The organism is Streptomyces nigrescens, from assembly GCF_027626975.1.
Classification (GTDB): domain Bacteria; phylum Actinomycetota; class Actinomycetes; order Streptomycetales; family Streptomycetaceae; genus Streptomyces; species Streptomyces nigrescens.
In genome coordinates, this window is the sequence record NZ_CP114203.1 from 8,682,981 (window position 1) to 8,697,996 (window position 15,016).

Sequence of the window (15,016 nt, forward strand, 5' to 3'; positions counted from 1 at the left end):
ACGGTGTGACCAATGTACGCACGCATCTCAGGTGCACTGCGAGGTTCTTGAGGAGAATCTGAGGCTTCTCCTTATCCGGGGCCCACGGCTTGTGGCCGGGGGGAAGGCGTGTCGGTCCGGCCGCCTCATGGGGTGAACGGGCAGCCGGATCCGAACCCCTCCCTCATGCCTGTCCGCCTGTCTGACAAGTTCACGAGGCATCGTCGAACCCCAGGTGAGAGGTGTCAACCGGACCAACGGCCCTATCTGCGCTGCGGAAGGTCACGGATCGCATCGACGCAGGTCGTGGCCGGTTCCATGCCCCGGCGGTGATCGAGTTCGGCCACTCTTCTAGGGAAATACATAGAAGTGACCCATGGCCGTTGACGCCTCTCGCGCCGCGACCACAGGATGCGGGGCATGGCCGACCTGGACAGCGGGACAGCACGGGACAGCGGGAGCACCCTCCTGGTGCGTCAATGCGGGGAGGGGGCGGGCTGAGCGACCTGCGGGGCGCCATCGAAGGAGGGGCGGCCCGGAACGCCGGTCGCGAACGCGTCAGTTCCGGCTACGGGAGCGTCCTCATCCCCGCGACCAGGGTCCTGGCCTGCACATTCAGATAGTGACTGTACTTCAGCAGTTCATCTGCCTGACATAGCGTCACCCATCGGAAGTCCTCGGGCGCCTCGGTCGGGAAGCCCTCGTCCACCTCGATGATCAGGTAGCGACTGCGGGCATGGCGGAAGCGGCCGCCCTCCTCCGACAGCACGGCATCAAACAGCGTCCGCTCCGGACCGCGGTCCAGCACGGCATCGAGATACCGGGGACGGTCCGCGGCATGAAGATGGGCATAGCTCTCCGGAGTGCACTGCACAGTGGGCCCGAGCTCCACCACATCGAGGAAGCCCGGCTCGACCCGTGCGCTCAGCAGCGCATGCGGCACCCCGCCGATCCGCTTCACCAGCAGCGCGGCAATCCCCAGCCCGTGCGGTTCGAGCAGCGGCTGTGACCAGGCCGGGACCTCACGCCGGTGCGAGCTCACATCTACGGCGACGATGCTGAAGAAGAGCCCGCTCTCATGCGAGATCGCCTCGTCCGAGCGGCGCCAGCCCGCTGCCTCGCGCAGCGGCAGCGGCTCGGTGGTGATCTCGTGCCGGGCCCGTCGCGTCGTGACCCAGCTGCGGATCTCCGTATCGGAGTGCAGGCCGGCATTGGCCGTCGACGAACCCGCGCGCCAGTCGGGGATGCAGGACAGCACCGTACGGGCATCCATGTTCACCAGATCGGGATGGCGCAGCAGCGCACCGAGCTGGCCCAGCGTGACCCAGCAGAAGTCCTCGCCCGCCTCGACCTCGGGGCCCACCTCGACCACCATGTTGCGGTTGCGCTTGCGGAAGAACCACGACCCCTGCTCGGACTGGAGCACATCGGCCAGCACCCGGCGCGGATCGGGGTCGATGAAGCAGTCCATGTACGGCACGGCGGAACCGCCGTGCACCCGCGTGTAGTTGCTCTTGGTGGCCTGCACCGTGGGGGAGAGCTGCACCCCGTTGATGTTCCCCGGCTCCGGCTTGGCCTGCATCAGACAGTGCAGCACCCCGTCGATCTCGCGGACCGCGATGCCCAGCACACCGATCTCCGGCTGGTGGATGATCGGCTGGCACCACTCGCGGACCGGCCCGTAGTCGGAGCGGACCCGGATGCCCTCGATGGAGAAGAAGCGCCCGCTGTCATGCCGCAGATTCCCGCTTCCGGGAGCGAAGTTCCAGCCCCGCAGTTCCTCGAAGGCTATACGGCTGACCTTCAGCGCATGGGTTCGCTGCCGCTCCTCGAACCACGCGTGGAACGCCTCGTTGCTCATCACCCCGCCGTCGGTGGCGAGCGCGGAGGCGGCCAGCCGGGAGGACAGTGCCACCGCCCGCCGGGAAGACAGTGCGGGGCCGGATGACCGCAACGGCTCCACTGTGCTGTCCAAATGCATTGCTGCACCCCTCCATGCTGATGTGTGTACGGCACCGGACGGCCGCCCTTTCCCCGCACAGCCTGCATCGGGGATTCCTGGCATTCACCTAGTTCTCTGCGCCTTGCCCCCGATGGCCGGGCGGGGCGGCCAGGGCACCGAAGCACCTGGGAATGGGGTTGCGGGGTCCGCCGCCGAAGGCTTGCGGCAGGCGGTCGCGCACTGCTGCGGAAGCCCTGCTCAGGGCGGTACGGAAGGACCTTCCGCCGCGCCTAGGAGTTCCCCTAGAGGTGGCCTTCGGCCCACCTTTCGGAGCCCGCCGCTGTGGAACGGTGAACGCAAGCCGGTGCCGCTTCGCGTAGGGAGTGCGATTGATGAACGGGTCGGAATCCGCGGACTCCACGATTCCCTCGCCACACGGCGAGCCGATCGCGGTCGTCGGCCTTTCCTGCCGCCTGCCCGGGGCCGCCGACCCCGACGCCCTCTGGCAACTCCTCCGCGACGGCAGAAGCGCCGTCACCGAGGCGCCGGCCGACCGCTGGACCGCCGAACTCCTGGCGCAGTCAGGGGTGTCCGAGCCGGCCCGGGGCGGCTTCCTCGACGAAGTCGCGTCCTTCGACGCCGCCTTCTTCGGCCTCTCACCGCGCGAGGCGCAGTCGATGGACCCACAGCAGAGGCTCGCCCTCGAACTCGGCTGGGAGGCCCTGGAGAACGCCCGCATCCGCCCCGAACGGCTCAACGGCCACCGGACCGGGGTGTACATCGGAGCCACCGTCGAGGACTACGCCGTACTCGTACACCAGCAGGGCCCCGCGGCACTCGACCACCACACTCCGACCGGCCTCAACCGCGGACTCATCGCCAACCGCATCTCCTACCACCTCGGTCTGCGCGGCCCCAGCATGACCCTGGACACCGCTCAGTCCTCGTCGCTCGTCGCGGTCCAGGCCGCATGCGACAGCCTGCGTCACGGAGACTGCCAAACCGCCCTGGCCGGCGGGGTGCACCTCAATCTCGCCCCCGAGAGCACCATCGCCATGTCCCGCTTCGGCGCACTCAGCCCGAGCGGCCTCTGCTACACCTTCGACGCCCGTGCCGATGGGTTCGTACGCGGCGAGGGAGGCGGCCTCGTCGTCCTCAAGCCGCTGGCCAGCGCACTGGCGGACGGTGACCATGTCCACTGCGTGATCCGCGGCGGAGCGGTCAACAACGATGGCGGCGGGCCCGGACTCACGACCCCGAACGCCGCCGCGCAGGAAGAGGTGGTGCGCCTGGCTTGCGAACGTGCCGGCATCCACCCCGGCGACATCGGCTATGTGGAGCTGCACGGCACCGGCACCAAGGTCGGCGACCCCATCGAGGCGGCGGCACTCGGCGCCGCTCTCGGCACCGACCCACGACGGAGCACCCCGCTGCCGGTGGGTTCGGTCAAGTCGAACATCGGCCACCTGGAAGGGGCCGCAGGAATCGCGGGACTGCTGAAGGTGGTGCTGTGCGTGGAGCACGGACACCTCGTGCCGAGCCTGAACTTCACCACACCCCACCCCGGCATTCCGCTCGACGCCCTGAACCTGCGGGTACAGACGGAGTCTTGTGCATGGACGGCGCAGGAGGGCCGGCAACTCGTCGCGGGTGTCTCGTCGTTCGGCATGGGCGGCACGAATGCGCATGTGATCGTCGAGCGGGCGGGGCAGTCCGAAGGTGCTGGACGGCCGGCTGACGTAGCGGCCTGTGCTCCGGCGTCGGGTGCGGGTGTGGGTGTGGGCGTGGTGGTGCCGTGGGTGCTGTCGGGTCGTTCTGAGGGTGCGTTGGCGGGGCAGGCGGAGCGGTTGGTGTCGCGGGTGGCGGGTGCCGGCTGGTCGCCGGTTGATGTGGGTTGGTCGTTGGTGGCGTCGCGGTCGTCGTTCGAGCACCGGGCGGTCATCGTCGGGGCGGAGACCGGCGAACTGACCTCCGGGGCGCGCGCGGTGGCGGAGGAACGCCCCGATGCCGCAGTGACACTCGGCGAAGTGTCCGACCGCTCCGGCGGGCCGGTGTTTGTCTTCCCGGGGCAGGGGTCGCAGTGGCTGGGCATGGCGGTGGAGTTGCTGGATTCCTCGCCGGTGTTCGCTGAGCGGTTGGCGGAGTGTGGGGCGGCGTTGGAGCCGTTCACCGACTGGTCGTTGAGTGGTGTGTTGCGTGGGGCTGAGGGCGCGCCGGGTCTGGACCGGGTGGATGTGGTGCAGCCGGTGTTGTGGGCGGTGATGGTGTCGTTGGCGGAGGTCTGGCGCGCCCATGGAGTGGAGCCATCGGCGGTCATCGGCCACAGCCAGGGGGAGATCGCCGCGGCCTGTGTCGCCGGGGCGCTGAGTTTGGCGGACGGCGCCCGGATCGTGGCGCTGCGCAGCAAGGCGATCCGTGCCCTGTCGGGGCGTGGCGGCATGGTGTCGGTGGCGTTGCCCCGGCCCGAGACGGAGGAGCTGATCAAGGCATGGAACGGTCGGGTCTCGGTTGCGGCGGTCAATGGTCCGTCGTCGGTGGTGGTGTCCGGTGATGGTGATGTTCTGGGCCGGTTGGTGGCGGAGTGCCGGGAGCGTGGGGTGCGTGCGCGGCGGGTCGAGGTGGACTACGCCTCGCACTCGGCGCATGTGGAGTCGATCGAGGAGACGCTGAGGGAGGCCCTGGTGCCCATTACGCCGCGGGCTTCTTCCGTGCCGTTGTTGTCGACGGTGACGGGGGAGTGGCTGGACACGGCGGAGATGGATGCCGGGTATTGGTATGCGAATGTGCGGCGGACCGTGGAGTTCGCGCCTGCCGTCGAAGCCCTCGTCGCGGCCGGTCACCGCACGTTCGTGGAGGTCAGCCCGCATCCGGTGCTGACGATGCCGGTGCAGGAGACGGTTGAGGACGCGGATGCCGAGGCGGTGGTGGTGGGCACGCTGCGCCGTGGTGAGGGCGGGCTCGCCCGGTTCTACCTCTCACTGGGCGAGCTGTACGTGAACGGTGTGGACGTCGACTGGTCCCCGGCCTTCGCCGCCCATCGCCCCCAGCTCGTGGATCTGCCCACCTACGCCTTCCAGCGCGAGCGGCACTGGATCGAGCACACCGCCGAGCACACCGCCGAGCACACCGCCGAGCGCCCCCGCCGGACCGCTTCCCCTGAGCCGAGCCGGCCCGCCGATGCCACGTTCGCCGGCCCCGGGACGAGCCGGCCGACGCTCGATGTCGTACGGGGCAACGCTGCGGCAGTGCTCGGCCATCGGGAGCCCTCCGCGATCGACGCGGGCCGGACCTTCAAGGATCTGGGCTTCGACTCGGTCACCTCAGAGGAGCTGCGCCATCGGCTGAACCGGGTGCTCACGGTTCGGCTGCCGTCCACGGCGCTGTACAACCATCCTTCTCCCGCTCGGCTGGCCCGCCATCTCGACGCGGAATTCCTGGGCGGCAGCAACGCCGTGGAACCAGCGCACCGCCCGGCCATCGACCCCGATGAGCCGATCGCCATCGTCGCCATGGCCTGCCGCTACCCCGGTGGCGTACGGTCGCCCGAAGATCTCTGGCAGGTGCTGAGGGACCGAGTGGACGCGGTGTCGCCGTTCCCCACCGACCGGGGCTGGAACACCGACGGCCTGTACGACCCGAACCCCGAACGTTCGGGCACCAGTTACGTACGCGAGGGCGGTTTCCTGGATGCCGCGTCCTTCGACGCCGGGTTCTTCGGGATCTCGCCGCGCGAGGCCCTGGCGATGGACCCGCAGCAGAGGCTCCTCCTGGAGACCTCCTGGGAGGCCCTGGAACGGGCAGGTATCGACCCGGCGGGAATCCGCGGAAGTCTCACGGGTGTATTCGTCGGCGCCATGGCACAGGAGTACGGCCCCCGTCTCCACCAGGCGAGCCACCAGGTCGAGGGGCATGTCCTGACCGGGACGACCACGAGCGTTGCCTCCGGACGCATCGCCTACACGCTCGGTCTCGAAGGACCGGCCATCAGCGTGGACACGGCGTGCTCGTCATCCCTGGTGGCGCTGCACCTCGCGGCGCAGGCCCTGCGCGCGGGAGAGTGCACACTCGCGCTCGCCGGCGGGGCGACGGTGATGTCCCGGCCGGGAATGTTTGTGGAGTTCAGCCGTCAACGGGGGCTCGCGCCCGACGGACGGTGCAAGCCGTTCGCCGCCGCCGCCGACGGCACGGCCTGGGGCGAGGGCGCCGGGATCCTGCTGCTGGAACGCCTGTCGGACGCCCGGCGCAACGGCCACCCGGTGCTGGCCGTGATGCGCGGCAGCGCCACCAATCAGGACGGCGCCTCGAACGGCCTCAGCGCCCCCAACGGGCCCTCGCAGGAGCGCGTGATCCGGGCCGCGCTCGCCGCTGCCGGGCTGCAGCCGTCCGAGGTCGACGCGGTCGAGGCGCACGGTACCGGGACGGCCCTCGGCGACCCCATCGAAGCCCAGGCGCTGCTCGCCACATACGGCAGTGACCGCGACGACGACCGGCCGCTGTGGCTCGGCTCGCTCAAGTCCAACATCGGGCACACCCAGGCCGCCGCCGGGGTCGCCGGGGTCATCAAGATGGTGCTCGCGCTGCAACACGGCGTCCTGCCGGAAACCCTGCACCTCGATGCACCGTCCCCGCATGTGGACTGGTCGGCAGGCACGGTTCGCCTGCTCACCGCGGCGCAGCCGTGGGAGGAGAACGGGCAGGTGCGCCGGGCCGGTGTCTCGTCGTTCGGCATCAGCGGCACCAACGCGCATGTGATCGTGGAACAGCGTCCGCCGGAAGCCCCGCACGGGCCGGGCGGCGACGAAGAGCAGGGCGGCGACGAGGAGCAAAGCGGCGACGAGGAACAGGGCGGCGCGGGAAACGGGGACGGCGGGAGCGCTGACCAGCCGGTCGTGCCATGGGTCGTGCACGGCCGGACCCCCGACGCACTGCGCGCACAGGCAGCCGCGCTCGCCACGCATCTCGCCTCCCTCCCCGACGCCGCACCGTACGACGTGGCGCACTCCCTGCTCACGACCCGCACGGCACTGGAACACCGAGCGGTACTCATCGGCGCCGACCGCGCCGCGCTGCTCACGGAGCTGCACGCCGTGACCAACGACGACCCCGGCCCCCATACCGCCACCGGCTCCGTACCCATCGCGCCCAAGCCAGGCGCAGTGTTCGTGTTCCCGGGTCAGGGGTCGCAGTGGCTGGGGATGGCGGTGGAGTTGTTGGATTCCTCGCCGGTGTTTGCGGGTCGGTTGGCGGAGTGTGGGGCGGCGTTGGAGCCGTTCACCGACTGGTCGTTGAGTGGTGTGTTGCGTGGGGTTGAGGGTGCGCCGGGTCTGGATCGGGTGGATGTGGTGCAGCCGGTGTTGTGGGCGGTGATGGTGTCGTTGGCGGAGGTGTGGCGAGCCCATGGTGTGGAGCCGTCGGCGGTCGTCGGTCACAGCCAGGGGGAGATCGCCGCGGCCTGCGTGGCCGGGGCGTTGAGTTTGGCGGACGGCGCCCGGGTGGTGGCGCTGCGGAGTCGGGCGATCCGTGCGTTGTCAGGTCGTGGCGGGATGGTGTCGGTGGCGCTGTCCTCGTCCGAGGTGTCGGACCTGATCAAGCCGTGGGGCGGTCGGGTTTCGGTTGCGGCGGTCAATGGCCCGTCGTCCGTGGTGGTCTCCGGTGACGCAGATGCGCTCGACGAGCTGATGGACAGGTGTCGGGAGCGCGGGGTCCGGGCTCGTCGGATCGAGGTGGATTACGCCTCGCATTCGGCACATGTGGAGTCGATCCGCGAGGAGTTGCTTGAGGTCCTGGCGCCAGTCGCACCTCGGAAGTCGTCCGTGCCGTTGTTTTCGACGGTGAGGAGGCAATGGCTGGACACGGGGGAGATGGACGCCGGTTACTGGTATGCGAACCTGCGGCGGACCGTGGAGTTCGCGCCCGCCGTTGAGGCCCTCGTCGCGGCCGGTCACCGCACGTTCGTGGAGGTCAGCCCGCATCCCGTGCTCACCGTGCCGCTTCAGGAAACCGTCGAGGACGCTGGCGCGGATGCGGTGGTGACGGGCACTCTCCGCCGGGACGACGGAGGCCTCGCCCGGCTCTACACCTCACTTGCTGAGCTGTATGCGCACGGTGTCGATGTCGACTGGTCTCCCGTGTTCGCCGACCGGCGCCCGCACCGGGTGGAGCTGCCGACGTATGCATTCCAGCGGCAGCGCTTCTGGCTGGAGCCGGATGCCCCGGCCGTGGCCGTATCCCCTGAGGAAGAGGCGTTCTGGACGGCCGTCGGGGACCAGGACGCAGAAGCGCTGGTGGGCACGCTCGGGCTGCCCGGCGTCGAGACCCTGAACGAGGTGCTTCCTGCGCTGTCGTCGTGGCACCGGAGTCGGCGGCAGCGCGACACGGCGGACGGCTGGCGCTATCGCATTGTGTGGCGGCCCCTCACCGAGCCGGCCGCCCGGCAACTCGACGGCAGCTGGCTCGTGGTGGTTCCGGACGGGTACGAGGACGACGTGCTGGTGCAGGGCGTCCGGGAGGCGTTGGAGGAAGCGGGCGCGCACACACACTCACTGACGGTGGACGACGGCGCCGAGCTCGCGGATCTGCTGCGCGCCGAGTCCGTTCCGTACGCCGGAGTGCTGTCACTCCTGGCCCTGGATGAACGGCCGGACCGTACTCACCCCTGTGTTCCCACCGGTCTTTCGCTCACCCTCGCACTGCTCCAGGCACTCGGAGACGCCGGGATCGGCGCCCCGCTGTGGTGCGTTACCCGAGGTGCGGTCGCCATCGGCAGCTCCACCGGCGAGGACGGTGCGCCGGTGAATCCCGACCAGGCCGGGATCTGGGGGCTGGGCCGGGTCGCCGCGCTGGAGCACCCGGAGCGCTGGGGTGGTCTCATCGACATGCCCGGCCAGGCCGCTGGTCAGCCGGCGGCGGACGGCCGGCCAGCGGCGCTGGTGGCGCGGATCCTGGCAGCCGGTGGCGACGAGGATCAGCTCGCTGTCCGCGGGGACGCCCTGTTCGGGCGGCGGCTGATTCCCGCACCGGTCGCCGGTGTGACGCCGCGGCGCTCCTGGCGCCCCCGCGGCACCGTCCTCGTCACCGGCGGCACCGGAGCGCTGGGCGCCCATATCGCCCGTTGGCTCGCTGCCCATGGCGCGGAACATCTCGTCCTCACCGGCCGCCGTGGCGCCGATGTCCCCGGCGTGGCCGCACTGTGCTCCGAACTCCGTGACCAGGGCGTCCAGGTCACCGTGGCGGGCTGCGACATCGGCGACCAGCAGGCGGTGGCGGACCTCGTACGGCAGATCGAGCAGGACCACGGCCCGGTCCGGGCAGTGGTGCACGCCGCCGGTGTCAGCGCCCTCGGCTCGCTGGCGGAGGCCGGACCGGCAGACCTCGCGGCTGCGCTCGTGGGCAAGGTCGCCGGAGCCGACCATCTGTCCTCCGCACTCGATCCCGCACAACTCGACGCCGTCGTCTACTTCTCCTCCATCTCCGGCACCTGGGGAGTGGCCGACCATGGCGCGTACGCCGCCGCCAACGCGCTCCTCGACGCCCGTGCCGAACGCGGCCGGGCCGACGGGCTGCCGGTACTGTCGGTCGCCTGGGGCCCCTGGGCGGGTGGCGGCATGATCGCCGACTCGATCCACGAGGTACTGCGGCGTCGCGGAGTGCCCGTCATCGACCCGGACACCGCGCTCACCGCGCTCCAGCAGGCGCTCGACCACGACGAGACCTCGATCGCGGTCGCCGACGTGGACTGGCGGCGCTTCAACAGCGTCTTCACCTCGGTACGGCCCAGCCGCCTGCTCACGAATATCCCTCAACTCGCGGCGGACGAGGACGGAGACGGACCCGGAGCCGACGGCAGCGGGACCGAGCGGGGCTCCGCCCGGTCGCCGCTCGCCGAGAAGCTGACCGGACTCGATGTCCGGCAGCGCAGCGCAGCACTGCTGGATCTCGTCCGCGAACAGGTCGCCTCCGTGCTCGGTCACGACAAGACGGCCCCCGTGGACTCCGAACGCCCCTTCAAGGAGCTGGGCTTCGACTCGCTGACTGCCGTCGAGCTGCGCAACCGCCTGAGCCGGGCCACTGGCCTGCGGCTGCCCAGGACCGTCGTGTTCGACCATCCCAGCCCGGCAGCGCTCGCCGGCTACGTCGAGGCCCAACTGACCGGCGGGAAGGAACCCGCCGCGAAGCCGGCCACGTCGCCCGCCCTCGTGCCGCTCCCCGCGGACGACGACCCGATCGCCGTCGTGTCCATGGCCTGCCGTTATCCGGGGGGCGTGCAGTCGCCCGAGGACCTGTGGCGGCTGGTCCGGGACGGCGTCGACGCGATGTCCGCCTTCCCCACCGACCGCGGATGGGACCTGGACGGCATCTACGACCCCGATGCCGACCAGCCGGGCAGCAGCTACGTCCGGGAATCCGGATTCCTGGGCGACGCGGGTGACTTCGACGCCGAGTTCTTCGGGATCTCGCCGCGCGAGGCCCTGGCCATGGATCCGCAGCAGCGGCTTCTCCTGGAGACCTCGTGGGAGGTCTTCGAGCGCGCGGGCATCGACCCCAAATCCCTGCGCGGCAGCGGGACCGGCGTCTATATGGGCGTCACCGACCAGGAGTACGGGAACCGCCTGCGCATGGCGGCCGCCGAGCAGATCGAGGGATATCTCGCGACCGGAGCGGCCGCGAGCGTCGCATCCGGCCGGGTCGCCTACACGCTCGGCCTGGAAGGTCCAGCCGTCACGGTCGACACGGCGTGCTCGTCGTCTCTGGTCGCCTTGCACATGGCGGTGCGAGCACTCCGCTCGGGGGAGTGCTCGCTCGCCGTAGCGGGAGCCGCGATGGTCATGGCTGATCCCGGACCGTTCCTCGGCTTCAGCCGGCAGCGGGGGCTGGCGCGGGACGGACGGTGCAAGCCGTTCTCGGCGGCGGCCGACGGCTTTGCCCTCTCCGAGGGCGTCGGCGTACTGCTGGTGGAACGCCTCTCGGACGCCCGCCGCAACGGGCACCCGGTTATGGCGGTCGTCCGCGGGACGGCGATCAACCAGGACGGTGCGTCCAACGGCCTCACCGCACCCAACGGTCCCTCCCAGCAGCGGGTGATCCGGGCCGCGCTCGCCGATGCCCGACTGTCGGCCGGTGAGGTGGATGCCGTGGAGGCGCACGGTACGGGCACGTCGTTGGGCGATCCGATCGAGGCGCAGGCGCTGCTCGCCACGTACGGGCAGGAGCGGGAGGCGGACCGACCGCTGTGGCTCGGCTCGGTCAAGTCGAACATCGGGCACACCCAGACCGTTTCCGGCGTGGCCGGTGTCATGAAGATGGTGCTCGCCATGCGGCACGCCGAGTTGCCGGCGACCCTGCATGTGGACGAACCGTCGCCGCATGTGGAGTGGTCGTCGGGCGCGGTGGAGCTGCTGACCGAGGCTCGGCCGTGGACGGCTGAAGAGGACCGTCCGCGCCGTGCCGGTATCTCGTCCTTCGGCATCAGCGGGACCAATGCGCATGTGATCGTCGAACAGGCGAAGTTGGCTGATGGAGGGGAGTCTCCTTCGTCGTCTTCGGCTTCCGGTGTGGGTGTGGTGGTGCCGTGGGTGGTGTCCGGGCGTTCTGCTGATGCGTTGGTGGCGCAGGCGGAGCGGTTGGCGTCGCGGGCGACGGGTGCCGGCTGGTCGCCGGTTGATGTGGGTTGGTCGTTGGTGGCTTCGCGGTCGTCGTTCGAGCACCGGGCGGTCGTCGTGGGCTCGGAGACCGATGAACTGGCCGAAAAGCTGAGGCAGTTGAGCCCCACGACTGCGGTGGGTGACTCGGGCAGGACGGTGTTCGTCTTCCCGGGTCAGGGGTCGCAGTGGGTCGGTATGGCGGTGGAGTTGCTGGATTCTTCACCGGTGTTTGCGGGTCGGTTGGCGGAGTGTGAGGCGGCGTTGGAGCCGTTCACGGACTGGTCGCTGACTGCGGTGTTGCGTGGGGATGAGGGGGCGCCGGGTCTGGACCGGGTGGATGTGGTGCAGCCGGTGTTGTGGGCGGTGATGGTGTCGCTGGCGGAGGTTTGGCGGGCCCATGGAGTAGAGCCTGCGGCGGTTGTGGGGCACAGCCAGGGGGAGATCGCCGCGGCCTGCGTCGCAGGCGCCCTGAGCCTGGAGGATGGCGCCCGGGTGGTTGCCCTGCGCAGTAAGGCGATCCGTGCGCTGTCGGGTCGTGGCGGGATGGTGTCGGTCGCGCTGTCCTCGTCCGAGGTCGCGGAGTTGATCAAGCCGTGGGACGGCCGTGTTTCGGTGGCGGCGGTCAACGGCCCGTCGTCCGTGGTGGTCAGTGGCGATGCGGACGCGCTCGATGAGCTGATGGACGGGTGCAAGGAGCGCGAGGTCCGTGCGCGTCGCATCGAGGTGGACTACGCCTCGCATTCCGCCCATGTGGAGTCGATCGAGGAGACGCTGAGGGAGGTCCTGACGCCGGTCGCGCCCCGGAAGTCGTCCGTACCGCTGTTCTCCACGGTGACGGGGGAGTGGGTGGACACGGCGGAGATGGACGCCGGCTATTGGTTCACCAACCTGCGGCAGACCGTGGAGTTCGCGCCCGCCATCGAAGTCCTCATCGCGGCCGGCCACCGCACCTTCGTGGAGGTCAGCCCGCATCCCGTACTCACCGTGCCACTTCAGGAAACCGTCGAGGCTGTGGGCGTGGAGGCGGTGGTGACGGGCACGCTGCGTCGTGACGACGGTGGTCTGTCGCGGCTCTACACCTCGCTCGGCGAGCTGTTCGTACACGGCGTGGACGTGGACTGGTCCCCGGCGTTTGCCGCGCATCGTCCGCGGCTCGTGGATCTGCCCACCTACGCCTTCCAGCGCCGCCGCTACTGGCTGGAGTCGGGGCGGTCGTCGGTGGACGGTGCGGTCGATCCGGTGGATGCGCGGTTCTGGGAGTCGGTGGAGCGTGCGGATCTGGAGGGTCTGGCGGCGACGTTGGGGCTGGCGGATCCGGGGGCTTTGCGTGAGGTGTTGCCGGCGTTGTCGTCGTGGCGGCAGGGCCGGCAGCGGCGGAGCACGGTCGACGGCTGGCGCTACCGGATCGTCTGGCGACCCCAACCCGAGCCGGAGGAAGCCGAGTTGGCCGGGCGCTGGTTGATCGTTGTGCCCGCCGGCCACCTGGACGATGACCTCGTGCAGGCGACCTCTCATGGTCTTGGCGACCGGGCCCGCATCATGCCCGTATCGGCCGCTGCCGACCGTGCGGAACTGGCGGCGCAGCTGGCGGCGCTGCGCGGAGATGCTGATGCCCCGCTGCATGTGGTGTCGCTGCTCGCGCTGGACGACCGGGACGCCGGCGGCCACAGGGGAGTGCCCAGCAGTCTGCTCAGCACTCTGGCCCTCACCCAGGCACTCGCCGACTCGGAGGTGAAGGCCCGCCTCTGGGCGGTCACCCAGGGAGCCGTCTCCACCGACGCCGCCGCAGGGGGACCGGAAACCCACCGGGCGTCCGACCCGATACGCAACCCCGGCCAGGCTGCCCTCTGGGGTCTGGCCCGGGTCTTCGGCCTCGATCACCGTGAGCGCTGGGGTGGCCTGATCGATCTGCCGGGGACCCTGGACGAGCACGCGCTGCGCCGTTTCCTGGCCCTGCTCGGCGGTGACGGCGGCAGCCAGGACGAGTATGCCGTCCGCTCGTCCGGCGTCCATGTCCGGCGTATGGTGCGCGCGCCCCTCGCCCCGTCGGCCGTGGCCGAGCCGTGGCAGCCGCGCGGCACGGTTCTCATCACCGGGGGCACCGGAGCCCTCGGCGCCCATGTGGCGCGGGCGCTCGCGGCCGGCGGTGCGGAGCACGTGGTACTCGCCGGCAGGCACGGCCCGGACGCCCCCGGTGCATCCGAGTTGTCCGCCGAGCTGACCGCCCTCGGTACGCGCGTCACCGTGGCCGCATGCGATGTGACCGACCGGGCCGCGGTGGCCAAGCTGCTGGACTCGTTCACCGACGAGGCTCCGCTGACCGCCGTCGTGCACACCGCGGGCGTCGTCGGCGAGGCCCGTCCACTGGGCGAGACCTCCCTCGATGACGCCATGGCCGCCGTACACGCCAAGGTTTCCGGTGCCTGTCACCTCGACGAGTTGCTGGCGGATCACCCGCTGGACGCCTTCGTACTGTTCTCCTCCGGCGCCGGAGTGTGGGGCAACGGCGGCCAGGGACCCTACGCGGCAGCCAACGCCGCTCTTGACGCACTCGCCGAATGGCGCCGGGCACAGGGCCGCCCGGCCACCTCCATCGCCTGGGGTGCCTGGGCCGGAGGCGGCATGGTCGACGAGGCCGTGGCCGAGCAGCTGCGCCGCCGTGGTGTCCCCGCAATGGATCCCGGCCTGGCCGTACATGCGCTGCGGGAAGCCGTCGACCACGGGGAGACCACCCTCGTCGTCGCCGACATCCGATGGGACCGCTTTCTCCCCGCCTACACGGTGAGCGGGCCCCGTCCGCTTCTGGACGAGCTGCCGGACGTACGGCAACTGCTCGCCGGCCAGAAGGAGGAGCAGGCGGACGAGGCCGGTGAGAAGGGTTCGGAGCTGCCGGGCAGGCTGGCCGCGCTTCCGGAGGCCAAGCGCAAGCGGATGCTCCTGGACCTCGTCCGCACCCATGCGTCCGCCGTACTGGGGCACTCCTCGACCGACGCGGTCAGGCCCGCCCGGGCCTTCCGTGAGCTGGGCTTCGACTCACTGACCGGAGTGGAGCTGCGCAACCGGCTCAATGCGGTCACCGCGCTCATGCTCCCCGCCACTCTGGTCTTCGACCACCCCACACCGACCGCGCTCGCCGAGTATCTGCGGGACGAGCTGCTGCCCCGGGAACCGCAACCGGAACCGCAGCTGGAACCGGAAGCAGGGGGAGGAACCCACGTGCTCCATGAACTGAAACAGGTCTCGAGCGCACTGCAAGCGGCCGGCGACGACGACACCCGGCGGGCACTCACCGAGGGACTGCGCGGCCTGCTCGCCCAATGGGAAGGCCAGACCCCGCCACCACCGGCGACCGTCGACGACGAACTCGCGGAAGCGAGCGATGAGGACATGTTCGACCTGATCGACAGGGAACTCGGGACCGGCTGATCCGGAACGCACACCGACCGCCGGTTTC

The 15,016-nt window shown here is 70.5% G+C and carries 2 protein-coding genes; one reads left to right on the forward strand and one right to left on the reverse strand.

The window, feature by feature from the left end:
* Nucleotides 1–547 precede the first annotated feature (547 nt).
* Entirely contained in the window at nt 548–1,954 is a 1,407-nt protein-coding gene (locus STRNI_RS37935) for an NDP-hexose 2,3-dehydratase family protein (protein WP_277413378.1), read from the reverse strand.
* Between the two features lie 359 nt (nt 1,955–2,313).
* Here STRNI_RS37935 and STRNI_RS37940 point away from each other — a divergent pair, with 359 nt between their 5' ends.
* Nucleotides 2,314–14,988 (forward strand): type I polyketide synthase, encoded by a 12,675-nt coding sequence (locus STRNI_RS37940; RefSeq protein ID WP_277412871.1) that lies wholly within the window; start codon nt 2,314–2,316, stop codon nt 14,986–14,988.
* The last annotated feature ends 28 nt before the right edge of the window (nt 14,989–15,016 follow it).